This window comes from Streptomyces sp. NPDC001508, assembly GCF_040298665.1.
Classification (GTDB): domain Bacteria; phylum Actinomycetota; class Actinomycetes; order Streptomycetales; family Streptomycetaceae; genus Streptomyces.
The window spans coordinates 191,503-216,708 of sequence record NZ_JBEPAP010000004.1; the positions used below are offsets into that span (position 1 = coordinate 191,503).

Consider the following 25,206-nt stretch of genomic DNA (forward strand, 5'->3'; position numbering starts at 1 on the left):
GCCATCGAGGGCCCGTTGGGGGAACCCATGGCCCGTTCGGGGGACACCGGGGACTTCCGTGACATGACGTACGTTCGTGGGTTATGGGGCTCATGCGCCGAGGGAGGCACGTGAGAAGAAGCGGAAGCCCTGCTTCCGTACCTCGCGTCGGCGTAGCGTCGGCGGCGCGTGTCCCTCTCACCCCGCGGCCACCATCCTGCACGCGGGGCAGCCCGACGAGTACGAGCACCAGGACCGGCGAACCACGTGAGCTCCTCCTTCACCACCAGACAGCTGCCGCACCAAGAGGTGCGCCAGGGGAGCCGTGGCGCCTACCGACTGGTCCGCACCCCGCCGGCCGAGCCGGATCCCCTTCGTCTGGACGCCGCCCAGCGCGCCGTGGTTGACCACCGGTCCGGACCCCTGCTGGTCCTCGCGGGTCCCGGCACCGGCAAGACCAGCACGCTGGTGGAGTCCGTGGCCGCGCGGATCGCCCGCGGCGCGGACCCCGAGCGGATCCTGGTGCTGACCTTCAGCCGCAGGGCCGCGCTCGAACTGCGCGACCGCATGGCCCGGCGGGTGGGCGCGGCCCGCGCACCCCGCGCGACCACCTTCCACTCCTACGCCTACGCCCTGGTCCGCGCCCACCAGGACACCGATCTGTTCGTGCAGCCGCTGCGGCTGCTGTCCGGCCCCGAGCAGGACGTGACCGTCCGTGAGCTGCTGGCGGGCCAGCCGGACCTGGAGCGGCTCGGCCTCGCCCATGTGCGCTGGCCGGACGAACTGCGCGCCTGCCTGACCACCCGGGGCTTCGCCGACGAGGTCCGTGCCGTCCTCGCCCGCAGCCGGGAGCTGGGCCTCGGCCCGGCCACCCTGGACGCCTTCGCGCGGCGCATCGGCCGCCCCGACTGGCGGGCCGCCGCGGCCTTCCTCGCCGAATACCTCGACGTGCTCGACCTGCAGGGCGTTCTCGACTACGCGGAACTCGTCCACCGCGCGGTGCTGCTGGCCGACCGGCCCGAGGCCGCCGCCCGCCTCGCGGCCCGGTACGACGCCGTGTACGTCGACGAGTACCAGGACACCGACCCGGCCCAGGTGCGCCTGCTGCAGACGCTCGCCGGCGGAGGCCGCACCCTGCTCGCCTTCGGCGACCCCGACCAGTCGATCTACGCGTTCCGGGGCGCCGACGTCAACGGCATCCTGGACTTCCCGGCGGCCTTCCCGCGCGGGGACGGCCGCCCGGCCCCCGTCGAGGTGCTGCGGACCTCACGCCGCTTTGGGGCCGCCCTGCTGACCGCCACCCGGCTGCTGACCCAGCGCATGCCCCTGACCCGCCTCCCGGCCGACAAGGTGCGCGCCCACCGCGAACTCGCCCCCGTACGCGACACCGGCCGCGTCGAGGTCTGCACATACCCCACGGCCGGCACCGAGCTGGACAACATCGCCGACATCCTGCGCAGGGCACACCTGGAGGACGGCGTGCCCTGGAACGAGATGGCGGTCCTGGTGCGTGCCGGATCCCGCACCCTCCCCACCGTCCGCCGGGCCCTCACCTCGGCCGGCGTGCCCCTCGACATCGACGGCGACGACCTGCCGCTGCGCCATGAGCCGGCGGTCGCGCCGCTGCTGACGGCGCTCCGGGCGGTGGCCACGGCAGAGGCGGCGCGGCCGGCCGAAGAAGGTGCACGGCAGGAAGCGGAGCGCCGTGACGGCGAGGTCCTGGACGAGGGGGTGCCCGAGGAGGAGCCCCACGTGGGGACCTCCGGGGAGCGGGCCGTTGCGGAGCGGCGCTCCGGGGACGCCGTCGAGCCCGCCGGGGAGGACACCTCCTGGCTCGACACCGAGACCGCGCTGACCCTGCTCGTCTCACCGCTCGCCGGCATGGACGCCGCCGATCTGCGCCGGCTCGGCCGGGCCCTGCGCGAGGAGGAGAGGGCGGCGGGCAACCCGCTGCCGCCGCCCTCGGACGTGCTGCTCGCGCGGGCGCTCGCCGAGCCCGAACGGCTGGTCGCGCACGACCCGGCGTACGCCCGTGGAGCCCAGCGCCTCGGCGCGCTGCTGAGGAAGGCCCGACAGCGCCTCGCGAGCGGCGGCACCGCCGAGGAGGCGCTGTGGGACCTGTGGGAGAGCACGCCCTGGCCCGGCCGCCTGGCACGGGCCGCCCGGCGCGGCGGAGCGGCCGGCCGCAACGCCGACCGCGACCTCGACGCCGTGTGCGCCCTGTTCGCGACCGCCGCGCGGGCGGAGGAGCGCACCGGGGGCCGCGGCGCCCTCAACTTCCTGGAGGAGATCGAAGCCGAGGACATCGCCGCGGACACGCTCGCCGGTCGCGCCGTGCGCCCCGACGCCGTCCGGCTGATGACCGCCCACCGCGCCAAGGGCCTGGAGTGGCATCTGGTCGTCGTGGCCGGCGTCCAGGAGGGCCTGTGGCCGGACCTGCGCCGCCGCGGCTCCCTCCTGGAGGCCGACCGCATCGGCCGCGACGGGCTCGCCGAACCCCTCACCCCCGGGGCGCTGCTCGCCGAGGAGCGCCGCCTGTTCTACGTGGCCGCCACACGCGCGCGTGAACGTCTCGTCGTGACCGCGGTGAAGGCGCCCGCGGACGACGGCGACCAGCCCTCCCGATTCCTCACCGAGCTGGGCGTCGCCCCGCAGGACGTCACCGGGCGCCCGCGCCGTCCCCTGTCGGTGGCCGCGCTGGTCGCCGAGCTGCGCGCCACCACGGTCGATCCGCGCGCCTCCGCCGCGCTGCGGGAGGCCGCCGCCCGCCGCCTGGCCCGGCTCGCCGCGCTCGGCGACGAGGAAGGCCGCCCCCTCGTCCCCTCGGCGCACCCGGACCGCTGGTGGGGCATGTACGAGCCGACCGCGAGCAGGGTGCCGCTGCGCGACCGCGACCAGCCCGTCGTGCTGTCCGGCAGCGCCCTGGACCAGCTCGCCAACACCTGCGCCCTCCAGTGGTTCCTCGGCCGTGAGGTGAAGGCCGACGCGCCGGCCACCGTCGCCCAGGGCTTCGGCAACGTCGTACACGTCCTCGCCGACGAGGTCGCCTCCGGACGCACCCCCGCCGATCTCGACGTGCTGATGGAGCGCCTGGAGTCGGTGTGGAACGCGCTCGCCTTCGACGCGCCCTGGAAGTCGGCGCAGGAGAAGGAGAACGCGCGCGTGGCACTCGAACGCTTTCTGACGTGGCACGTCGACTCCAACGGCGCCCGCGCGGGGCGCAAGCCGGTGACCAGCGAGCACGACTTCGACGTCAGCCTCGAAGCGGGCGACTACGAAGTGCGCATCCGCGGCCAGATGGACCGTGTGGAGACGGACGGCGAGGGACGCGCGTACGTGGTCGACTTCAAGACGGGCAAACAGGCGCCCAGCGCCGCCGAGGTGGCCCGCCACCCCCAGCTGGCCGTCTATCAGCTGGCCGTCCGCGAGGGCGCCGTGGACGACGCCTTCGACGGGACGCGCCCCGAACCCGGTGGCGCCGAACTCGTCCATCTGCGGCAGGGCGCGCCCAAGCGGGACGGCGGCGACAGCCTGCCCAAGGTGCAGGCCCAGGACCCCCCGCAGGGCGAGTGGATCGGCGAACTGCTCGCCACCGCCGCGGGCAAGGTGCTCGACGAGCGGTTCACGCCGACCACGGGACAGCACTGCGCCCACTGCGCGTTCCGGGCGTCGTGCAGCGCACGGCCCGAAGGACGGCACGTGGTCGAGTGACCCGCGCCGCCTGCCGCCGCGCCGTCCCCCGACGACCACCGCTGTGACTGGCCCCACCAGCCGGGCCGGCCCGCGGCGCCGGTGCGGGTGCCGGTCCGCGTCTCCCCGCGATATCAATGTCAGTGCCCGCCGATAGCCTCTGCGACATGCCCGCCCGTATCACCGATCCCGATCAGCTCAAGGAGTTGCTCGGCATCCCGTTCACCCCGGAGCAGACGGCCTGCATCACCGCGCCGCCCGCCCCGCAGGTGATCGTGGCCGGGGCCGGGTCGGGCAAGACCACGGTCATGGCGGCCCGGGTGGTCTGGCTCGTGGGCACCGGCCAGGTCGCCCCCGAGCAGGTCCTCGGCCTGACCTTCACCAACAAGGCCGCCGGGGAACTCGCCGAGCGCGTCCGTAAGGCGCTCGTCAGGGCCGGCGTCACCGACCCCGACACCATCGACCCGGACAACCCGCCGGGGGAGCCGGTCATCTCCACGTACCACGCCTTCGCGGGGCGCCTGCTGACCGACCACGGCCTGCGCATCGGGCTGGAACCGACATCCCGGCTGCTCGCCGACGCCACCCGCTACCAGCTCGCCGCGCGCGTGCTGCGCGAGGCCCCCGGCCTTTACCCGGCGCTCACCCGCTCCTTCGCCGACCTGGTCAGCGACCTGCTCGCGCTCGACGCCGAACTCGCCGAACACCTCGTACGCCCCGAGGACCTGCGCACCTGGGACGCCGGCCTGCTGCACACCCTGGAGGGCGCCAAACTCACCAACGCCGACCTGCGCAAGGTCCCCGAGACGGCCGCGGCACGCCGCGAACTGGCCGAGCTGGTGCTGCGCTACCGGGCCGCGAAACGCGACCGCGACCTGCTCGACTTCGGCGACCAGATCGCCCTGTCCGCCGCCCTCGCCGAGATCCCCGACGTCGGCCGCGTCCTGCGCGAGGAGTTCCGCGTGGTGCTCCTCGACGAGTACCAGGACACCTCGGTCGCCCAGCGCGTCCTGCTGGCCGGTCTGTTCGGCGGCGGCACCGGCCACCCCGTCACCGCCGTCGGCGACCCCTGCCAGGCGATCTACGGCTGGCGCGGCGCCTCCGTCGCGAACCTGGACGACTTCCCCGAGCACTTCGCACACGCCGACGGCCGCCCCGCCACCCGCCAGGCGCTCAGCGAGAACCGCCGCAGCGGCGGCCGTCTCCTCGACCTCGCCAACGGCCTCGCCGAACCCCTGCGCGCGCTGCACGCGGGCGTGCAGGCCCTGCGCCCGGCCCCCGGAGCCGAGCGCGACGGCACGGTCCGCTGCGCCCTGCTGCGCACCCACGCCGAGGAGATCGGGTGGATCGCCGACTCCGTCGCCCACCTCGTGCACACCGGGACGGCACCCGGCGAGATCGCCGTCCTGTGCCGTACGGCGACCGACTTCGCGGAGATCCAGGGCGCGCTCGTCGCCCGCGACATCCCCGTCGAGGTGGTCGGCCTGTCCGGGCTGCTGCACCTGCCGGAGGTCGCCGACCTCGTCGCCGTCTGCGAAGTCCTCCAGGACCCCGGCGCCAACGCCTCCCTGGTCCGCCTGCTGACCGGCCCCCGCTGGCGTATCGGCGCCCGCGACCTCGCCCTGCTGGGGCGGCGCGCCCGCCTCCTCGTGTCCCACGCGCGCGTGGGCGCCGACGACGACCCCGACCGCAGGCTCGCCGAGGCCGTCGAGGGGGTCGACCCGTCCGAGGTGATATCGCTCGCGGACGCCCTGGACACGTTCCTGGAGTCCCCCATGGACGCGGACAGCGCCGACGACGGGCTGCCCTTCTCCACGGACGCGCGCGTGCGCTTCGCCCGCCTCGCCACCGAACTGCGGGAACTGCGGCGCTCCCTGTCCGACCCGCTGATGGACGTCCTGCACCGCGTCCTCGCCGTCACCGGCCTCGAAGTGGAACTGTCCGCCTCCCCGCACGCCCTGGCGGCCCGCCGCCGCGAGACCCTGTCGAACTTCCTGGACGTCGCCGCCTCCTTCGCCGCCAACGAGAGCGAGGCCACCCTGCTCGCCTTCCTGGGCTTCCTGCGCACCGCGGCCCAGTACGAGAAGGGCCTCGACAACGCCCTCCCCGGAGGCGAGAACACCGTCAAGGTGCTCACCGCCCACAAGTCCAAGGGCCTGGAATGGGACGTCGTCGCCGTCCCCGGCCTGGTCACCGGAACCTTCCCCAGCGCCCAGGGCCGGGAGAAGTGGACCTCGCAGGCCAAGGTGCTGCCGCACGCGCTGCGCGGCGACGCCGACACCCTGCCCGACATCGCCGCCTGGGACGCGCGCGGCATGAAGGCCTTCCACGAGGCCATGAAGGACCACCAGCACACCGAGGAGCTACGCCTCGGCTACGTCACCTTCACCCGCCCCCGCTCCCTGCTCCTCGGCTCCGGCCACTGGTGGGGCCCCGCCCAGAAGAAGCCCCGCGGCCCCTCCGACTTCCTGCGGGCGCTGCACGACCACTGCGCCGCCGGACACGGCGAGATCGAGGCGTGGGCCGACGAACCCGAGGAGGGCGAGGAGAACCCGGCCCTGCACGAGGCGACCGCCGACCGGGCCTGGCCGGTGCCCCTGGACGCCGACGCCCTGGCCCGCCGCCGAGCCGCCGCCGAGACGGTCCTCGCCCACCTGGACGGCCTCACCGCCCACGGGGACACCCGTCCAGCGGCCGTCCATGACCCGGACACTTACGACGACCCGGACTGGCCCCCGCCGCCCGACGGCGACGCACCCGTCGACGCCGAGCCCCCCTACACCCCCGACGAGGACGAGCCGCAGTTCGCTCCGTACGAGGACGAGCCACCGTTCACGCAGGACCCGGCCGACTGGGACTCGTGGGCCACCGGCCGGCCGACGCTCCCGCACCAGGCGGGCGCCCCCGCCCCGCCGACGCCCGCACGCCCCCACCCCGCGCAGCCCGGCCCCGTCCCGCTCACCCCCGAGGAAGCCCGCACCGTCGCCTCCTGGGACCGCGACCTCGACGCGCTCACCGGAGAGCTGCTGCGCGCACGGGAGACCGTGACGGACGTCCACCTGCCGGCCACGCTGACCGCAACCCAGCTGCTGCGCCTCGCCGCCGACCCCGACGGGCTCGCACAGGAACTCGCACGCCCCATGCCGCGCCCCCCGCAACCGGCCGCGCGTCGAGGCACCCGGTTCCACGCCTGGGTAGAGGCCCGCTACGAAGCGTTGACGCTGCCGATGCTGGAACCGGAGGAACTGCCCGGCACCGACGCCGAGATCGCCGACGAACGCGACCTCGAAGCCCTCAAAGAGGCCTTCGAACGCACCGAGTACGCACACCGCACGCCCTACCGCGTCGAGGTCCCCGTCCAGCTCTCCCTCGCCGGACGCCTCGTACGCGGCCGGATCGACGCCGTCTACAAGCACGGCGACGGCGCCACGGCCACGTACGAGATCGTCGACTGGAAGACCGGCCGCGGGCACAGCGCCGACCCGCTCCAGCTCGCGGTGTACCGGATCGCCTGGGCCGAGCAGCAGGGCGTACCGCCCGAATCCGTCACCGCCGCCTTCCTCTACGTACGCAGCGGCGAGGTCGAACGACCGGACGGCCTGCCGGACCGGCCGGCGCTCGAAAGACTGCTCACCGGGGAGGCCCGGTGTGACGAACCGCCCGATCAGGAAGCCGGCGTGGGCCGATAGGCTCGATGGCATGAGCCAGACCCCGGACAGCGCCGTCCGCGCGTACATCGAGCAGCACCGCGCCGCCTTCCTCGACGACCTCGCCGCATGGCTGCGCATCCCCTCCGTGTCGGCCCAGCCCGACCACGCGCCCGACGTACGACGCAGCGCCGACTGGCTCGCCGCCGCACTCACGGAGACCGGCTTCCCGACCACCGAGGTCTGGGAGACCCCCGGCGCCCCGGCCGTCTTCGCCGAGTGGCCCGCCGACGACCCCGGGGCACCCACGGTCCTCGTCTACGGCCACCACGACGTCCAGCCCGCCGCCCGCGAGGACGGCTGGGACAGCGATCCCTTCGCACCCGTCGTACGAGACGGCAGGCTGTACGCGCGCGGGGCCGCCGACGACAAGGGCCAGGTGTTCTTCCACACACTCGGCGTCCGCGCCCACCTCGCCGCCACCGGCCGCACCGCCCCGGCCGTCCACCTCAAGCTGCTCATCGAGGGTGAGGAGGAATCCGGCTCCCCGCACTTCCGGGCCCTGGTCGAGGAGCACGCCGGACGGCTCGCCGCCGACGCCGTGATCGTCTCCGACACTGGCATGTGGTCCGCGGGCACCCCCACCGTCTGCACCGGCATGCGCGGCCTCGCCGAGTGCGAGATCCGGCTGTACGGCCCCGACCAGGACATCCACTCCGGCTCCTTCGGCGGCGCCGTGCCCAACCCGGCCACCGCCGCCGCCCGCCTCGTCGCCGCCCTGCACGACGAGCACGCGCGCGTGGCGATCCCCGGCTTCTACGACGGCATCGTCCACCTCACCGACCGCGAGCGCGAACTCTTCGCCGAGTTGCCCTTCGACGAGGAGCAGTGGCTGCGCACCGCCAAGTCGTACGCCGCCCATGGCGAGGCCGGACACACCACCCTGGAACGCATCTGGGCCCGCCCCACCGCCGAGGTCAACGGGATCGGCGGCGGCTACCAGGGCCCCGGCAGCAAGACGATCATCCCGGCCTCGGCGATGGTGAAGCTCTCCTTCCGGATGGTCGCGGGCCAGGACCCCGACCACATCGAGAAGGCCGTCCGCGCCTGGGCCGCCGACCAGGTGCCCGCCGGGATCCGCTGCGAGATCGACTTCGGCGCCGCCACACGCCCGTGCCTGACCCCGCTGGACCACCCCGCCCTGCAGTCCGTCGTACGCGCCATGGGCCGCGCCTTCGGCAAACCCGTCCGCTTCACCCGCGAGGGCGGCTCAGGACCGGCCGCCGATCTCCAGGAGGTCCTCGGTGCCCCGGTTCTGTTCCTGGGCATCTCCGTCCCCTCCGACGGCTGGCACGCCCCGAACGAGAAGGTCGAGATCGACCTGCTGCTCAAGGGCGTCGAGACCAGCGCCCACCTGTGGGACGACCTCGCGCAGAACTGGCGCCATGCGCCCTGATCCGGTGCCATGTGCCCTGATCCGGAGCCGCGCAGGGCGGCACCGCCCGCGCGGCACACTGGAAGGACCGCCCTGCCCACCCCGCACCCGCCCGACCCGGTTCCCTCCCACCCCACATCCCGCTGACCGCCGCCGAACCCGACCGTTTCACCGGGGGAGTTGGAAGCACCCGTGACCACCTGGACCGACCAGACCGCCGACCGACCCATCTCGCTCACCGCACCCAGTGGCATCGACCGCGCCGCCCACCACCGGCTCGACGAGGCCTGGCTCGCGGCGGCGTGGAGCCACCCCACGACCCGTTGCTTCGTGGTCTCCGGCGGCCAGGTCCTCATCGACGAGACGGCGGACGGCCGTACCGAACTCGTCATGACCCCGTCCTTCGAGGCCCCCCTCACCGAGGCGCACCGCTACTTCCTCGGCACCGACGAGGACGGCGTCAGCTACTTCGCCCTCCAGAAGGACTCCCTGCCCGGCCGCATCGACCAGTCCGCCCGCCCGGCCGGGCTGCGGGAGGCGGGTCTGCTCCTGTCACCGCGTGACGCCGGTCTGATGGTGCACGCGGTCGGCCTGGAGAACTGGCAGCGCACCCATCGCTTCTGCTCCCGCTGCGGGGAGCGCACGGTCATCGCTGCCGCCGGCCACATCCGCCGCTGCCCGGCCTGCGGCGCCGAGCACTACCCGCGCACCGACCCCGCCGTGATCATGGCGGTCACCGACGACGAGGACCGCATTCTGCTCGGCCGCCAGGTGCACTGGCCCGAGGGCCGCTTCTCGACGCTCGCCGGCTTCGTCGAACCCGGCGAGTCCATCGAGCAGTCGGTGCGCCGCGAGGTCTTCGAGGAGGCCGGCGTCACCATCGGCCGGGTCGAGTACGTCGCCAGCCAGCCCTGGCCGTTCCCGTCCAGCCTCATGCTGGGCTTCATGGCCCACGCCACCACGACCGACATCGAGGTCGACGGCGACGAGATCCACGAGGCCCGCTGGTTCTCCCGGGAAGAGCTGCGGGCCGCCTTCGAGTCAGGCGAGGTGCAGCCGCCGTACGGCATCTCCATCGCCGCCCGCCTCATCGAACTCTGGTACGGCAAGCCGCTGCCGACCCGCAGCTTCGTCTGAGGACCGGGGACGGGGCCGGGAACGGCCAAAGGGTGGCGGTCCCGGCCGGGACCGCCACCCTTCGCGCGAGCGGACCGCTCAGACGCCGATCTTCTGCCTCACCTGCGCCAGCGACGGGTTCGTCAGCGTCGAACCGTCGGCGAAGAGCACGGTCGGCACCGTCTGGTTGCCGTTGTTCGCCTTCTCCACGAACGCCGCCGACTCGGGGTCCTGCTCGATGTTGATCTCGGTGTACGCGATGCCTTCCCGGTCCATCTGGCTCTTCAGCCGACGGCAGTATCCGCACCACGTCGTGCTGTACATCGTCACAGTGCCCTGCATCTCGCTCGCGCTCCTCTGGCAACTCGGGGAAGGTCGTCGTGTGGGGGAACGTACGTCACCGGCCCGCCATTCCCACCGGGGGTATCCGGCCCGCCATTCCCGCCGGGGGGGAGGCCGGAGGTATACGGCGGCGGGCTCGGCCCGCCGCCCGGGCGAGGCACCTGCGTGAGCCCTGACGCACCGCACGCCTGCCGTACCGCAGCCCGACGCACCGCAGGTCCTGACGTATAAGTACGACTGCAAGGGGCTGCCTGTGGACAACCGCCACAGCCGTCCCGGGCGACCTGGCAGCATGGCCGTGTGACAGCAGCAACGCACTCCACCCTCTTCCCGCAGGTACCGGACACGGCCGACGCGGTGCTCGAAGGGCTCGACCCCGAGCAGCGCGAGGTGGCCACCGCCCTGCACGGCCCGGTGTGCGTGCTGGCCGGGGCCGGCACGGGCAAGACGCGGGCGATCACCCATCGCATCGCCTACGGCGTGCGTGCGGGCATCCTCCAGCCGTCCAGCGTGCTCGCCGTCACCTTCACCAACCGCGCCGCCGGCGAGATGCGCGGCCGGCTGCGCCAGCTCGGCGCGCAAGGCGTCCAGGCCCGCACCTTCCACTCCGCCGCGCTGCGCCAGCTCCAGTACTTCTGGCCGAAAGCGGTCGGCGGCGCCATGCCCCGGCTCGTCGATGGCAAGATCCAGCTCGTCGCGGACGCGGCCGCCGCCTGCCGCATCCGCCTCGACCGCGGTGAGCTGCGCGACGCCACCGCCGAGATCGAGTGGTCCAAGGTCACCCAGACCGTCCCCGCCGACTATCCGCTCGCCGTCGTGAAGGCCGGCCGCGAGACCCCCCGCGACCCGGCCGAGGTCGCCCAGCTCTACTCCGTGTACGAGGACCTCAAGCGCAGCCGCTCGGTCATCGACTTCGAGGACGTCCTGCTGCTGACGGTCGCGATCCTCCAGGACCGGCACGACATCGCCGAGCAGGTCCGCGCCCAGTACCAGCACTTCGTCGTCGACGAGTACCAGGACGTCAGCCCCCTCCAACAGCGGCTGCTGGAGTTGTGGCTCGGCGACCGCGACAGCCTGTGCGTCGTCGGCGACGCCAGCCAGACGATCTACTCCTTCACCGGCGCGACCCCCGATCACCTGCTCGACTTCCGCATCCGCCACCCCGGCGCCACCGTCGTCAAACTGGTCCGCGACTACCGCTCCACCCCCCAGGTGGTCCACCTCGCCAACGGGCTGCTCGCCCAGGCCCGCGGGCGGGCCGCCGACCACCGCCTGGAGCTGGTCTCCCAGCGCGCCGCGGGCCCCGAGCCCGGCTACACCGAGTACGTGGACGAGCCCGCCGAGGCCGAGGGCGCCGCCCGCCGCATCCGCGAACTCATCGACGCCGGTGTCCCGGCCGCCGAGATCGCGATCCTGTTCCGCACCAACTCCCAGTCCGAGACCTACGAGCAGGCCCTCGCCGACGCCGGGGTGCCCTACCAACTGCGCGGCGCCGAGCGGTTCTTCGACCGTCCCGAGGTGCGCAAGGCGGGCATCGCCCTGCGCGGCGCGGCCCGCTTCGGCGGCAACGACGCGCTGCTGGACGACGCCGTGGATCTGCCCTCCCAGGTGCGCGCGGTCCTGTCGGGCGAGGGCTGGACCACCGAGCCCCCGGCCAGCTCGGGGTCCGTCCGGGAGCGCTGGGAGTCACTGGCGGCGCTGGTCGGTCTGGCGCAGGACTTCGCCGCCGCCAGAGCCGGAGCCACGCTGGGCGACTTCGTGGCGGAACTCGACGAACGGGCCAACGCCCAGCACGCCCCCACCGTCCAGGGCGTCACCCTCGCCTCGCTGCATTCGGCCAAGGGCCTGGAGTGGGACGTCGTCTTCCTGGTCGGCGTCGCCGAGGGCATGGTGCCGATCACCTACGCGAAGACCGACGAACAGATCGAGGAGGAACGCAGGCTCCTGTACGTCGGTGTGACCCGGGCCCGGGAGCGGCTGTATGTCTCCTGGTCCCTCGCCCGGTCCCCGGGCGGTCGTCCGAGCCGTCGTCCGAGCCGCTTCCTCGACGGTCTGCGCCCCGGTTCCACGGCCACGGTCGGGCGTTCGGCCGGCGGTGCCGCGGGCGGCATCGAACGGGGCCGGCCGGCGGCCGGCACGGCCGCGCCCCGGCGTACCCAGCGCACCCCGGCCCGGTGCCGGGTCTGCGGCCGTACGCTCACCGACGCAGGTGAGATGAAGCTGATGCGCTGTGACGACTGCCCCTCCGACATGGACGAGGGAATCTACGAGCGGCTGCGTGAGTGGCGGGCGGAGCAGGCGCTGCGTTCGGGACAGCCGAACTTCTGTGTGTTCACCGACAAGACTCTGATGGCGATCGCCGAGTCCGTGCCCGAGGACTATCCCGGGCTGTCCCGGATCCCTGGTGTCCCCGCCCGCAAGCTCAAGCTCTACGGGGCCGCCGTACTGGCCATCTGCGCAGGCGGGAGCGGCGCGGGAGACGGCGAGGGCGACTGATGCGAACTCGTCGGAAAAATAGTTTGCGCATGCCCCGGCGATCCCCATAGGTTCTAGACACGGAAACGGCGGCCTTCTCGGAGGCACTGATTCCGTGTTCTACTTGCATATCCGATGGGACCGGCTCACCCCGGTCCCCGAGACGCCGAGAGGAGGCGAGTCCAGTGATCAGCATCAACATCAGCACCAGCGCCGGTTCCATGAACACGGCCAAACTGCGCGATCGCGCGACCGTCTCCCTGTGCATGCTCGGCGCCTCGAACACGGGCACCGGTCTGTTCGGTATTCGTGCCGTGCGTCCGGCGTCCTCCGTGTCTCTCGCGGGTCTTCCCGTGCGTGAGCGCGATGAGCGACCGACCGAGGCACTGGAAGCAGTAGTGGCACAGGCGCAGGCCTATGCCTTTGCGGCAGCCGGTGCCGGATTCCGGAAGCAGACGACGCAGCACCACCTGATGTGGGCCTTCCGTGGGCCAAAACCCTGGAGTGATCCAGCCTGATCGCCGATCAGGCCGGCGCCTTCAGGGCCGCGGAACCCCATCCGGGATCCGCGGCCCTTCTGTTTTCCCCGAACGGGGACGACGGAGCGAAGGGGCCTCGGGACAAGAAAAGAACCCGGTACCAAGCCGACACCCGGTCAACAGGCCGGACCGACCAGACGAGGAAGACGAACCGTGCAACTCGAAGCGCACGCCCCGTCCGTACCGCCTTCCGACATGATCCCCCCGCCCGTCCCCACGGAGGACTCCACCTTGACTCCGCTCACCCCGCTCACCGCGCTCGACGACGCCATCGAGAACCTCGGCGTGCCCGTCCCCTGCCGTTCCTACGACCCGGAGGTCTTCTTCGCGGAGTCGCCGGCGGACGTCGAGTACGCCAAGTCCCTCTGCCGGACCTGCCCGCTGATCGAGGCCTGCCTCGCCGGCGCCAAGGAACGGCGTGAGCCCTGGGGCGTCTGGGGTGGCGAGCTGTTCGTCCAGGGGGTTGTCGTCGCCCGGAAGCGGCCGCGTGGCCGCCCGCGCAAGAACCCGGTCACAGCATGAACATCCCAGGAACCATCGACCGCCCCCTCACGCACGACCCCAAGAAGCAGGCCCCGATGAAGCCGTCCACCAACGAGCCCGCAGGCTCCGCGACCCCAGACTTCACCACCACCGGCGCGATCGACTCGCGTCAGAACAGGACCCGAGAGATGCAACTCATCCCAGAAGCCCTGGCTCGTGCGCATATGCACGACCGGCTGCGCGAGGCCGAACGGGAGCGCCAGGCGGTACGCCTGGCGACCGCCCGCCGGATGCAGCGCCGGGCCGAGCGCGCTTCGAGGCGTGCCCGCCGCGCGCTCGCCATGGCGCTCATGCAGTAGCCGAGCACACCGGAAGCGGTGGCCCCCGGCCTCGGGGGTGAAACCTTCCCGCGGGGGCTGGTCCGTCCGAACGGACCGGCCCCCGCGGTGCGTTGTCGGGCCGAACCCGGGCGGCGGAGATATCGTCGCCGAGTGACGAGTCCTTCCGCAGACGGTGACCCCGACGGCCCCACCGCGCGGCCGCGCCCCCTCGTGTGCGCCCGCTGCCGCACCCCCTCCGCGGTCCTCCAGCCCGCGACCTGGACCTGTTCTGTGGAGAACGGCGTCCGTCAGTACTTCTGCGACGACTGCTCCAGACAGAACCTCAGGGCGATCGAAGGACGGCTGGACTCGGCCCGGTGGTGAGGGGACTCACGCCTGCGCCGCCGGTTTCTGCGCGGTCAGGTCCTCCTCCTCGGGAAGGAATCCGGGAAGCCACTCCTCCAGTTCCTCCCGCAGTCGCACCGTCGCGCCCAGTTGGCACAGGACGCCGATGGTGCTCAGGGTCACCCGGTGGATCAGCAGGTAGGCCGGGGGCAGGTTGAGCTGCTTGCCCAGCTGGTAGGCGGGGGAGCGGGGGTCGGCGATACGGGCGGCCTGGCTGCGCATCCAGGCGCGGGTGAAGGTGAACTCGTCCACCCGGGCCGGTTCGATGATCGGCAGGAGGTAGTCGAGAACGGCGTCGGGATCCAGCTCTATGGAGTCCTTGACGAAGCCCTCGGCGCGGAGCATTTCGTAGACCGCGACGGCCTCGCCGTCCAGAGTAATGCGCAGGGCGTCGCCGATCGGCGAGGGCAGGCCGCCGGGGAGACGGTCGACGGTGCCGAAGTCCAGGACGCCGAGGCGCCAGTCGCCCTCGCCCTCCGGCTCGCCGGGCAGCAGCCGGAAGTTGCCCGGGTGCGGGTCGGCGTGCAGGAGGCCGGTGCGGGCCGGACCCGAGAACAGGAAGCGGGCCAGGAGCTGGCCGGCCCGGTCGCGCTGTTCCTGTGTGCCACCGGTGATCACCTCTGAGAGTGGGATCCCGTCGATCCACTCGGTGACCAGTACCTGGTCGCACTGGTGCACCACGGCCGGGACCAGCACGTCGGGGTCGTCCGCGAACTCCTCGGCGTGTGCCTGCTGGGCCTGGGCCTCCAGGCCGTAGTCCAGTTCCTCGGAGACGCGGTCCCGCAGTTCGGCGATCAGCGGCTTGACGTCCATGCCGGGGATGAGCGGCCCCAACAGACGGGCGAAACGGCTCAATTGCCCCAGATCGGAAAGCAGTGCCTCGCCGGCCCCCGGGTACTGCACCTTGACCGCCACCTCGCGGCCGTCGTGCCACACCGCCCGGTGCACCTGGCCGATCGACGCCGCCGCGGCCGGCTTGTCCTCGAACTCCAGGAACAGCTCCGGCCAGTTTGTCCCGAGCCGTTCCTCCAGCACCGAGTGCACGGTGCGGGTGGGCATCGGGGGCGCCGCCTCCTGGAGTCTGGTCAGGGCCGCGCGGTAGGGGCCCGCGACCTCCTCGGGCAGCGCCGACTCGAAGACCGACAGGGCCTGCCCGAACTTCATCGCACCGCCCTTCAACTCGCCGAGGACCTTGAACAACTGCTCGGCCGTGCGCTGTTGCAGTTCGCGGCCGACGATGTCCGCGGACTCGCCCACGATCCGCTTGCCCAGGCCCCAGGTCGCCCGGCCGGCGAAGCCGAGCGGGAGCGCGGCGAGCTTGGCGGTCCGGGTGACCGCCTTCCGGGGAAGATCAGACATGCGCCCTCCAAGTCCCAGCCGGCCGGGAAGCGTCCGTGGTGCGTCGTTGCGTCGACGGCCGTTGCACAGCCATTGTCTCGTGCGGCCGCCCGTCCGTGGAGGTGTGTTTCTCCTTACCTCTGCCCGCGGCCCCGCACGGGCACGCGGGATGGGGTGGGACAGGCCGCGCGTGCCACCGCAGGCTGGGCAGCGCGGCCTCCCAGCGCGCGCCCGTGCTCGACGGCGAACCCCCGTCGAGGAAGACGAGCGCGTGCGCGGCCGCCAGCCCGCCGGCCGTGGCCGCCAGTGTCAGGTCGCAGGGGCTCGCCGGGCGGGCCCGCCCGGTGCGCCACTGCGCGACCAGGCGGGGCCAGACCGGGTCCCGGTCCGCCCGGTCCCGGTGCAGACAGCCGGCACAGCCCGTCTCACCCGGCAGCACGAGGGGCCCGACGACCGCGGTTCCCTCCACGACACCGCAGTGCAGATGAGGTGTCCCCGACGCCAGGAAGGGGTCGACGGCGCCCGGATCGGGGGCGTGCACGGCGACATCGTCCCGCGGTGCGAGGATCACCAGGCCGAAGCCGGGCTCGTCGGCCGGGGGCGGACAGGCGCGGGGGCGGCGGCGCGGTCGGTCCGGTGCCGCCCGGCGCACGGTCTGCCGCGCGGCCTCGTCCCTGCGCTCGCCGACCGATTCGGCGGGCAGCCCGCCCGGGGCGACGTCCCATGGTTCGACCTGGCCGCCGTCGCGCACGTCGACCTCGCCGACCCCCGCGCCCGACAGCAGCGAGGCCAGGACGGCGCCGACCCGGCCCGCGCCCCTGACCTGCACGCGCAGAGCACGGCGGGCCGCCAGCCGGTCGATCGCCTCGCCCGGCTCGGAGGTGGTCAGGGACAGGGAGGCCAGATCGGGACGCAGCCGATCGAGGATCTTCGTGTGCTCGCGCAGGGCGGCGCCCGCTGGGCCGCCGCCGCGTGCGTCGTCGAGCAGCCCTGCCCGGACCAGTCCGCGGACCACGGCGTCGACATGGCCGTCGGGCAGGTCCATCCGGTGCCCCTCGTCGCGCAGGAGCGGCAGCCCCCGGGTGCCGTTGAGCAGTTCAAGGAAGCTGCCCGTCGCCGTGTCGATCGGGCCGAGTGTCAGCGCGTGCGCCGGTGTCATGCCGAACTGCACGGTGTTGAGGTCGCGCCAGCCGCGCCGGAACGCGGGCTTCATCATCGGATGCATATCTGTCCCCCGTCATTCGCTGCCATTCCCCGTACTTCACCGTAATCCTCCGTGACTTACAGAAAACAGAAGCAATTGATGGCATGTCGGTGATAGTCGCCGGAATCGGTCACGTTCCGCCGACGAGTGCCAGCATGCCCGGCCCGGTGAACGGGCGCCGAAAGTTGTCCACAGGTGGTGGATGTTCGTCGTACAAATCAAACGCATGGTGGGGGAACGGCACTGAACCGTTCCGGACCCGGGACTTCCCCGGGGCCCAGCGGGTAACGTCGGGGCGTGCCCGCCGACCCACCGCACCGCGCCGGAACGCCACAGCGCAGCACGACGAGCCAGCCGCCGAGCGGCTCGGGGACGAGCGCGATCGAGGTCCGCAGGAGCGCCCGGCGACGCCGGACGGTCTCCGCGTACCGCGAGGGCGATCGCACCGTCGTGCTGATCCCCGCCCGGATGTCCGAGGCGGAGGAGCAACGCTGGGTGACCGTCATGCTCGACAAACTGGCCGCCCAGGAGAACAAGCGGGTACTGGGCGACGCGGAGCTCGCCGAGCGCGCCCGGCGGCTGTCGGAGCAGTACTTCGACGGCCGGGCCCGGCCCGCCTCCGTGCGCTGGGTCACCAACCAGAACACCCGCTGGGGTTCGTGCACCCCCGCCGAGGGCAGCATCCGGCTCTCGCATCGGCTGCAGGGCATGCCCGAGTACGTGGTCGACTACGTGCTCTGCCACGAACTCGCGCATCTGCTGGTGCCCGGGCACGGGCCGCAGTTCTGGCGGCTGCTGGATGCCTACCCGCGGACCGAGCGGGCGCGCGGCTACCTCGAAGGGGTCGCGGCGGCGGAGCGACTGCCCCATGCGCCGGACCCGCACGAGGAGTGATCCCTTCCCAGGCTGAGCCTCCCGCGCCGCGGACGTCGGTTGTGTACCGGGTCTGTACCGGCTTCGTCCAATGTCGGGGTTTGCCGTTAGCCTGACGCGACGCACTCACATTCGGGATGGGGGACGGTCGTTACGCATGGCCAGGGAATTCCAACGGGGCCACAAGGCCAGGATCAGTGACCTCACCGCGGGCACGGACCTGTACGTAGGCGTGCAGATCTCCGGACCAGGACTGACCTTCGACATCAGCTGCTTCGGACTCGACGCCGACGAACGCCTCTCCGACGACCGGTACTTCATCTTCTTCAACCAGCCGAAGTCCCCCGAGGAATCCATCCAGTTGCTGGGTGCCCAGGCCGGCGACACGGAGTCCTTCCGGGTCACGCTGGACCGGATCCCGTCGCGGATCCAGAAGCTGTCGTTCACGGCGACCATCGACGGCGCCGGGCAGATGTCCCAGACACAGCCCGGCTACCTCCGTATCGTCGCGGGCGGCGAGGAGGTGGCCCGGTACTCGTTCACCGGCTCCGAGTTCTCCACCGAACGGGCCGTGATGCTGGGCGACATCTATCTGAAGGACGTATGGCGCTTCGCGGCGGTCGGCCAGGGCTTCGACGGCGGTCTCGACGCGCTGCTGAAGAACTTCGGCGGCGAGGTGCTGGAGGAGGAGGCGCCCGAGGCCGCCGCGCAGCAGCCGCAGCCCGGCGCCGCTCCGGGCTTCGCCCCGCCCGCCCAGGCCGCCGCGCCGCCCGCGTTCGCGGCCCCGCCAGCCCCGGCGCCCGCGCCCGTCCCCGCGCCACCTGCACCCGCGCCCGCCCCGGCTCCCGCCCCGCAGGCCCCGGCACCGCCGCCCGGCTACGGACAGCCGGTCCCGCCCCCCGGATACGGCCAGCAGCCGCCGCTCGGACAGGCCCCCGGCCAGCCGCCCGCCGGCTACGGCATGCCGCAGGGCGCGCCCCAGGGCGGCGCCGGCGTGACCGCGGCGCTGCAGCAGTTCAAGGAGACGCCCACCGGGCAGCGCTGGACCCAGCAGAACAGCAAGCTCATCCGGGTCGACCTCGGCATCGGCGGCCAGCCCGTGCTGGCCCGGCAGGGCAGCATGGTGCTCTACCAGGGCAAGGTCGACTTCAGCTACAAGGGCGCGGGCGTGATGGGCCGGATCGTGGGCAACACCACCGGCCAGGAGATGCAGCTGATGCGCTGCACCGGCCAGGGCCAGGTGTTCCTCGCGGAGGAGGCCACACAACTGCACCCCGTGGAACTCCAGGGCGACGCGATCTGCGTCTCCTCCGAGAACGTCCTCGCCTTCGACGAGAGCCTTCAGTACGAGGTCCGTCGCATCGAGGGACACGGCATCCCCGGCGGCGCCCTGTTCACGATGCAGTTCCAGGGCACCGGCACCGTCGTCGTCAAGACGCACGGCACGCCCGTCGTCCTGCCCGTCACACCCACCACGTTCGCCGACTGCAACGCGGTCGTCGCCTGGTCGGCCGCCTCCCAGGTGATCGTCTCCAGCCAGGTCCGCATGCGCCGCAACGCCTACCCGGGCGACACCGGCGAGAGCATCAACCTGCAGTTCCGGGGCGCACCCGGCAACTTCATCGTCGTCCAGCCGTACGAGGTCTGAGGGAGCCCGTCATGTACCAGCCGCTCGCGGGCTACGCCCCCGCACCGGTCACCGCCCGCATGGAGAACCACGGCGACCACATGCTGAAGGTCGCCATGCAGACCGGGAACGACCTCTTCGCGCGCGTGGGGTCCATGGTCGCCTACGAAGGCTTCGTCCAGTACGAGCCCAACCCGCCGGCCGTCCGCCAGATCGCCCGCGACTGGATCACCGGCGAGGGCGCCCCCCTGATGAAGTGCACCGGCGACGGCCTGCTCTACCTCGCCGACTACGGTGCGAACGTCGTCGTGATCAACCTCAACGGCGACGGCATCTCCGTCAACGCCACCAACCTGCTCGCCTTCGACACCCAGCTGAGCTGGGGCGTGGAGCGGGTCAAGGGGCTCGCGAAGTTCGCCGGACAGGGCCTGTGGAACACCAGGATCTCCGGACAGGGCTGGGTCGCCCTGACCTCCCGGGGCAAGCCGATCGTCGTCGACTGCGGCGGCGGCGAGGACGAGACGTACGTCGACCCGGACGCGCTCGTCGCGTGGTCCCCGAACCTCAAGGTGAAGGGCAAGCGCAGCTTCAAGGCGCAGTCGCTGATCGGCCGCGGCAGCGGCGAGGCCTACCAGATGGCCTTCTCCGGTCAGGGCATCGTCGTCGTCCAGCCCAGCGAGGACAGCACCGACCGCCTCCGGGTCCGGGGCTGAGGGGGAGCCAGAGTCACCATGCAGAGCCCGCTTTTCGCCCACAACGACCAGCAGACCCAGGAGCGCTGGAGCCTGCAGAACAAGCAGTTGCTCCGTGTCACCCTGGGCGGCCATGACGACATCCTCGCCCGCAAGGGCACCATGGTCGCCTACCAGGGGCTCGTCGAGTTCGACGCCGAGTACCAGAGCGGCGGCCAGGCACGCGCGCGTGCGCACACCGGGGAGGGCCTGGACCTGATGCGCTGCCACGGGCAGGGCACGGTCTACTTCGCCAACCTCGCCCAGTACGTCCATGTGGTGGACGTCGAGCAGGAGGGCCTGACCGTCGACAGCAGCTACGTGCTCGCCCTGGACTCCTCGCTGCACCACGAGGTCATCGCCGTGGACAGCCAGTACGGCATCTCGGGGTCCGGGAAGTACCAGCTCAACATCACCGGACACGGCAAGGTCGCCCTGATGACCTCGGGCATGCCGCTGATGATGCAGGTCACCCCCGACCGGTACGTCAACTGCGACGCCGACGCGATCGTCGCCTGGTCCACGGGCCTGCGCGTCCAGATGCAGGCGCAGACCCATTCCTCCGGCGTGTGGCGGCGGCGCGGTAACACCGGTGAGGGCTGGGAGCTGAGCTTCATGGGCACCGGTTACGCGCTCGTCCAGCCGAGCGAACTGCTGCCGCCGCAGAACGCCGCGATCGGCCAGGGCCTGGCCGCGCAGTACGGCATGGGGCAGCACGGCGCGCGGGGCCAGAACCAGGGCAACGTCTGGAGCTGAACCGCGGCGAGCAAGGCGCGAGGGGCGACCACCCTCGGGCGGTCGCCCCTCGCACGCCCATCGCCCCGGTGCGCGTCTTGACGACGTCAGGTCTCAGAGCCTGGCGCGCGTCGCCTCCAGCAGCCGTAGGACCGACCCGTCGGCCACCCGGGGCACCTCGTCGTAGGCGAACCAGCGCAGGTCGAGCGACTCGTCGCTGATCTCCTGCACCGCTCCGGGAGGCGCCAGGACCGCGTACTGAACGTCGAAATGCCAGTGGCACGGGGCCGGGATCCGGTGGCGGTCCAGGCGCACCGGGCCGCCCGGGAGCAGCGTCAGCCCCGCCACGCCCGACTCCTCCGTGGCCTCGCGCACGGCCGCGGCCCGCACGGACGGGTCCTGGCGTTCGCAGTGGCCGCCCATCTGCAACCACATCCGCAGCTTCTTGTGCAGGGTGAGCAGCACCCGGCCGTGCGCCGGGTCGACGACCAGGGCGCTCGCCGTGAGGTGCCCGGCCTCGCAGGCCTTCCACATGCCGTCCGGATGCGCGGCGAGGTGGTCCAGATAAGCCTGGCGCAGCTCTTCCTGGCCCTCGTACCCCTTCAGGACGAGGACCGCGTCGTCGTACAGGCTCACTCGGTGTCGTCGCCCTCGGCGGGGTCACCCTTGGCGTCGCCGCGCGCGTCGCCCCTCTTCAGGTCCGGCTTCTCGCCGGTGCCGCCGGCCGCGTCGCCGAGCATCTTGTCCAGCTCGGAGAAGTCCAGCTGCTCACGGTGGACAAAGCCGTCCGGGTCGTCCAGGTCGGTGGCCGTCGGCAGCATGTCCGGGTGGGCCCACAGGGCGTCCCGGCCGTCGACACCGCGCGCGTCCGTGAGGGAGGCCCACAGCCGGGAGGCGTCGCGCAGCCGGCGGGGACGCAGCTCCAGGCCGATCAGCGTCGCAAAGGTCTGCTCGGCGGGCCCGCCCGAGGCGCGGCGGCGGCGCAGCGTCTCCCGCAGGGCGTCGGCGGACGAAAGACGCGGCTTCGCGGCGGCATGGACCACCGCGTCCACCCAGCCCTCGACGAGCGCCAGGGCCGTCTCCAGACGCGCCAGGGCGGCCTTCTGCTCCGGTGTGTCCTCCGGCTGGAACATGCCCTGCTGGAGGGCGTCCTGCAACTGCTCCGGGTTCTGCGGGTCGAACTGGCCGACCACGTCCTCCAGCTTGGCCGTGTCGACCTTGATCCCGCGCGCGTAGCCGTCGACCGCGCCGAACAGGTGCGAGCGCAGCCACGGCACATGCGCGAACAGGCGCTGGTGGGCGGCCTCACGCAGGGCGAGGTAGAGCCGCACCTCGTCCCCGGCGATGCCCAGGTCCCTGCCGAACGCATCGACGTTCAGCGGCAGCAGCGCGGCCTTGCCGGCCGGACCGAGCGGCAGACCGATGTCGGTGGAACCGACCACCTCGCCAGCGAGCACGCCGACGGCCTGCCCGATCTGCGTGCCGAACATGGCACCGCCCATCGAGCGCATCATGCCGATCAGCGGGCCCGCCATGGCCTGCATCTCCTCCGGCAGGACATCGCCCATGGCCGCGCCGACCCGCTCGGCGACCGGGTCGACCAGCGCCTTCCAGGCCGGAAGGGTGGCCTCGACCCACTCCGCGCGGCTCCACGCCACCGCGGAGCCCGCTCCTGAGGGCAGGGACGTCGCGTCGTCCAGCCACAGGTCGGCCAGGCGCACCGCTTCCTGGACCGCGGAACGCTCGGCGGGGCCGACGCTCGCGTCCTTGACGCCGTCCGGGGTGCCCTGGGAGACCGTCTGGCGGGCGATCTGCTGGGCCATGTCCCAGTTCACCGGGCCGCCTTCGTAGGAGAGCATCTGGCCCAGCTGCTGGAAGGCGGCGCCCAGGTCGGTGGGGTTCAGTGAACCGAACATGGCAGCGAGCGGATTGTCGGCGCCCGGGCCGCCAAAGCCTCCGGCTCCGGGCAGCCCGAAACCGAACGGGTTGGCCGGTCCCTGCTCACCACCGCTCTGCTGGTCCTTCTTCTTGCCCTCGTCGCCGTTCTCCGGCTCCTCCGGCGGAAGGCCGAATCCGAATGGGGTGTCACTCACGGGGTTCCTCGGCTGGTTAGGCCGCCGGTTCTCTCCGACGGCGCGGCTGCCCGACAACACCACCCAGCGTAGACACCAAGACCCGATCGGGCCTCGGTGCTTCGCCGACTCTCGGCCTGCGGCAGGATGGATGCCACCTGGTTCGTACGCCTCCGACGCGTATGTACTGAAGACAACCGCTGGAGACGCCTGGTGAGTTCCCCAGATCCGCAGGTTCGCGCAGCGCGAAACCACGCAACCCCTCCCGCCGTGCGCGGGCCCGTCGTCGCGGTCACGGGCGCCGCGACCGGGGTCGGCGCGCTGCTGACCGCGCGGCTCGCCGCGTCCGAGGAGGTCAAGCGGGTCGTCGCGATCGACGAGCGGCGCGGCGATTGCGCGGCGGCCCAGTGGCACATCCTCGACGTACGGGATCCGGCCATCGCCGACCGGTTGCGCGGCGCCGACGTGGTCGTCCACCTCGCGCTTGACCTGGACCTGGAGACCGACGCGGTGGCCCGGACGGCGTACAACGTGCGCGGCACGCAGACCGTGCTGACCGCGGCCGCGGCGGCCGGTGTGCACCGGGTCGTGCTGTGCACCTCCGCGATGGTGTACGGGGCGCTGCCGGACAACGAACTGCCCCTGTCGGAGGACGCGGAGCTGCGGGCGACCGCCGAGGCGACCGGGGTGGGCGACCTGCTGGAGATCGAGCGGCTGGCCCGGCGGGCGCCGCGGGCGCATCCCGGCCTCAATGTCACCGTGGTGCGGCCCGCCGTCCTGGTCGGCGGCACCGACACCGCGCTGACCAGGTACTTCGAGTCGCCGCGGCTGCTGGTGGTGGCCGGGTCGCGGCCGGCCTGGCAGTTCTGCCACGTCGAGGACCTGTGCGGCGCCCTGGAGTACGCCGTCCTGGAGAAGGTCGACGGGGAACTGGCCGTGGGCTGCGACGGCTGGCTTGAGCAGGAGGAGGTCGAGGAGCTGAGCGGGATCCGGCGGATGGAACTGCCGTCGGCGGTCGCCCTGGGGGCGGCGGCCCGGCTGCACCGGATCGGGCTCACCCCGTCGCCCGCCGGGGACCTGGCCTACACGATGTACCCCTGGGTGGTCAGCGGGAGCCGGCTGCACGACGCCGGGTGGCGGCCGCGGTGGACCAACGAGGAGGTCCTGGCGGAGCTGCTGGACGAGGTCTCCGGGCGGCACACCGTGGCCGGACGGCGGCTCGGCCGCAAGGACGCGACCGCGGCGGGGGCCGCGGGGGCGACGGTCGCCCTGCTGGGCGCGGCGGCCGTGGTACGGCGGGCGCGGAAGGCGCGACGACGGATCTGATACGGCCCCGGCCCCCGACGTCCCGCCCCCAATGGCCCACCCCCGACGTCCCAGCCCGGCGGCCCGCCCCGATATCGCGGCCCCCGGGAGGAGGCCCGGAAGGAGTCGGGAGGACGCCCGGCCGATCGTGCCTGTGGAGGAGGCTTGGAACGCGTACGCGCGCGTGGCGTGTGGAGGTGCTGTACGGGGTCTGCGGGGCGGCCGGTTCCACGATCTCCGCGCGGTGCGGCACCATGGCTCCATGGCACCCACCAACGACCACCCCGGTGAGCAGGCGGCTCAGGACCCCATCAAGCTGCTCGGCGTCCGCCGGACCGCGCTCTTGGTGGACGAGGTGTTCCAGTCCGTGGGCGACGCCGCGGCGGGCGGCATCGCGCTGTTCGTCGGGACCGTGCGCAACCACGACGGGGGCGCGGACGTCGACCGGCTCGGGTACTCGTGCCACCCCAGCGCCGAGGCCGAGATGCGCCGGATCGCCGAGAAGGTCGTCGCCGAGTACCCGGTGCGGGCGCTGGCCGCCGTTCACCGGGTCGGGGATCTCGCCGTCGGGGATCTCGCCGTCGTGGTCGCGGTCGCCTGCCCGCACCGCGCGGAGGCCTTCGAAGCCTGCCGGAAGCTGATCGACGACCTGAAGCACGAGGTGCCCATCTGGAAGCACCAGACCTTCTCCGACGGCACCGAGGAGTGGGTGGGGGCGTAGCCCCGCAGCCGTCGCCGAGCGGCGCCCGCCGTTCCCGCGCCCGCGCACCGGCGCCATCCGCTCGGCGCCTCGGCAGCGCCCGCCACGCCGTTCCGGTTGCGTAACCGCATCCCTGGCCTGAGCGTTGTCAGTGCGAATGGTTAATCTGCTGATCAGTCAGTTGCGGTCG

The 25,206-nt window shown here is 72.7% G+C and carries 20 protein-coding genes; 15 read left to right on the forward strand and 5 right to left on the reverse strand.

Translation table 11 applies throughout. The features are described from left to right. The first annotated feature begins 246 nt into the window (after window positions 1–246). The 4 genes from ABT245_RS06455 to nudC all read left to right on the forward strand — a co-directional run bounded on the left by ABT245_RS06455 (window position 247) and on the right by nudC (window position 9,888). Window positions 247–3,690, forward strand: a complete 3,444-nt coding sequence (locus ABT245_RS06455; protein WP_351729354.1) for an ATP-dependent helicase — start codon at window positions 247–249, stop codon at window positions 3,688–3,690. Between the two features lie 146 nt (window positions 3,691–3,836). Continuing rightward, window positions 3,837–7,358, forward strand: coding sequence for an ATP-dependent helicase (locus ABT245_RS06460; protein WP_351729356.1), 3,522 nt, complete (start codon window positions 3,837–3,839; stop codon window positions 7,356–7,358). 10 nt (window positions 7,359–7,368) lie between these two features. Beyond that, window positions 7,369–8,772, forward strand: coding sequence for a dipeptidase (locus ABT245_RS06465; RefSeq protein ID WP_351729359.1), 1,404 nt, complete (start codon window positions 7,369–7,371; stop codon window positions 8,770–8,772). 171 nt (window positions 8,773–8,943) lie between these two features. After that, on the forward strand, window positions 8,944–9,888 hold the full coding sequence (gene nudC, locus ABT245_RS06470; RefSeq protein ID WP_351729361.1) for an NAD(+) diphosphatase: 945 nt from the start codon (window positions 8,944–8,946) through the stop codon (window positions 9,886–9,888). 78 nt (window positions 9,889–9,966) lie between these two features. On the opposite strand, the gene ABT245_RS06475 is transcribed toward nudC, so the two are convergent. After that, a complete protein-coding gene (locus tag ABT245_RS06475; RefSeq protein ID WP_351729364.1) occupies window positions 9,967–10,209 on the reverse strand; it encodes a mycoredoxin in 243 nt (80 codons plus the stop codon). Between the two features lie 300 nt (window positions 10,210–10,509). Between ABT245_RS06475 and ABT245_RS06480 the strand changes: the two genes are divergently transcribed. The 5 genes from ABT245_RS06480 (at window position 10,510) to ABT245_RS06500 (ending at window position 14,410) form a co-directional block, all read left to right on the forward strand. Continuing rightward, a complete protein-coding gene (locus ABT245_RS06480; protein WP_351729367.1) occupies window positions 10,510–12,705 on the forward strand; it encodes an ATP-dependent DNA helicase UvrD2 in 2,196 nt (731 codons plus the stop codon). 164 nt (window positions 12,706–12,869) lie between these two features. After that, window positions 12,870–13,202, forward strand: a complete 333-nt coding sequence (locus ABT245_RS06485; protein ID WP_351729369.1) for a hypothetical protein — start codon at window positions 12,870–12,872, stop codon at window positions 13,200–13,202. 174 nt (window positions 13,203–13,376) lie between these two features. Next, on the forward strand, window positions 13,377–13,745 hold the full coding sequence (locus ABT245_RS06490) for a WhiB family transcriptional regulator (RefSeq protein WP_351729372.1): 369 nt from the start codon (window positions 13,377–13,379) through the stop codon (window positions 13,743–13,745). Next, window positions 13,742–14,065: a putative WhiB-interacting protein gene (locus ABT245_RS06495; protein ID WP_351729375.1), complete on the forward strand. Its 324-nt coding sequence runs from the start codon at window positions 13,742–13,744 to the stop codon at window positions 14,063–14,065. Before ABT245_RS06490 ends, ABT245_RS06495 begins: the two co-directional genes overlap by 4 nt. 132 nt (window positions 14,066–14,197) lie before the next feature. Continuing rightward, window positions 14,198–14,410 carry a hypothetical protein gene (locus tag ABT245_RS06500; protein ID WP_351729378.1) on the forward strand — a complete coding sequence of 71 codons (213 nt, stop codon included), beginning with the start codon at window positions 14,198–14,200 and terminating at the stop codon, window positions 14,408–14,410. A 6-nt stretch (window positions 14,411–14,416) separates the two neighbouring features. Here ABT245_RS06500 and ABT245_RS06505 read toward each other — a convergent pair whose 3' ends face one another. Both ABT245_RS06505 and ABT245_RS06510 read right to left on the reverse strand, forming a co-directional pair. Continuing rightward, entirely contained in the window at window positions 14,417–15,790 is a 1,374-nt protein-coding gene (locus tag ABT245_RS06505) for an ABC1 kinase family protein (protein WP_351729380.1), read from the reverse strand. Further along, a complete protein-coding gene (locus ABT245_RS06510) occupies window positions 15,783–16,994 on the reverse strand; it encodes a TOMM precursor leader peptide-binding protein (RefSeq protein WP_351729383.1) in 1,212 nt (403 codons plus the stop codon). The genes ABT245_RS06505 and ABT245_RS06510 overlap by 8 nt, the downstream gene beginning before the upstream one ends. Before the next feature lie 276 nt (window positions 16,995–17,270). Between ABT245_RS06510 and ABT245_RS06515 the strand changes: the two genes are divergently transcribed. The 4 genes from ABT245_RS06515 (at window position 17,271) to ABT245_RS06530 (ending at window position 20,960) form a co-directional block, all read left to right on the forward strand. After that, a complete protein-coding gene (locus tag ABT245_RS06515) occupies window positions 17,271–17,867 on the forward strand; it encodes a M48 metallopeptidase family protein (protein WP_351729386.1) in 597 nt (198 codons plus the stop codon). 136 nt (window positions 17,868–18,003) lie between these two features. Continuing rightward, window positions 18,004–19,494: a TerD family protein gene (locus ABT245_RS06520; RefSeq protein WP_351729389.1), complete on the forward strand. Its 1,491-nt coding sequence runs from the start codon at window positions 18,004–18,006 to the stop codon at window positions 19,492–19,494. 11 nt (window positions 19,495–19,505) lie between these two features. After that, window positions 19,506–20,186, forward strand: coding sequence for an AIM24 family protein (locus ABT245_RS06525; RefSeq protein ID WP_351729391.1), 681 nt, complete (start codon window positions 19,506–19,508; stop codon window positions 20,184–20,186). 18 nt (window positions 20,187–20,204) lie between these two features. Continuing rightward, window positions 20,205–20,960 (forward strand): AIM24 family protein, encoded by a 756-nt coding sequence (locus ABT245_RS06530; protein ID WP_351729394.1) that lies wholly within the window; start codon window positions 20,205–20,207, stop codon window positions 20,958–20,960. Window positions 20,961–21,053: 93 nt separating this feature from the next. Here the strand turns inward: ABT245_RS06530 and ABT245_RS06535 are convergent, their stop codons facing one another. Beyond that, complete coding sequence (locus ABT245_RS06535; RefSeq protein WP_351729397.1) at window positions 21,054–21,575, reverse strand: NUDIX hydrolase; 522 nt, start codon at window positions 21,573–21,575, stop codon at window positions 21,054–21,056. Further along, window positions 21,572–23,032: a zinc-dependent metalloprotease gene (locus ABT245_RS06540; protein WP_351729400.1), complete on the reverse strand. Its 1,461-nt coding sequence runs from the start codon at window positions 23,030–23,032 to the stop codon at window positions 21,572–21,574. The genes ABT245_RS06535 and ABT245_RS06540 overlap by 4 nt, the downstream gene beginning before the upstream one ends. 192 nt (window positions 23,033–23,224) lie before the next feature. Between ABT245_RS06540 and ABT245_RS06545 the strand changes: the two genes are divergently transcribed. Next, on the forward strand, window positions 23,225–24,337 hold the full coding sequence (locus tag ABT245_RS06545) for an SDR family oxidoreductase (RefSeq protein ID WP_351729403.1): 1,113 nt from the start codon (window positions 23,225–23,227) through the stop codon (window positions 24,335–24,337). A 241-nt stretch (window positions 24,338–24,578) separates the two neighbouring features. Then, window positions 24,579–25,037, forward strand: coding sequence for a molybdenum cofactor biosynthesis protein MoaE (locus ABT245_RS06550; protein WP_351729406.1), 459 nt, complete (start codon window positions 24,579–24,581; stop codon window positions 25,035–25,037). The last annotated feature ends 169 nt before the right edge of the window (window positions 25,038–25,206 follow it).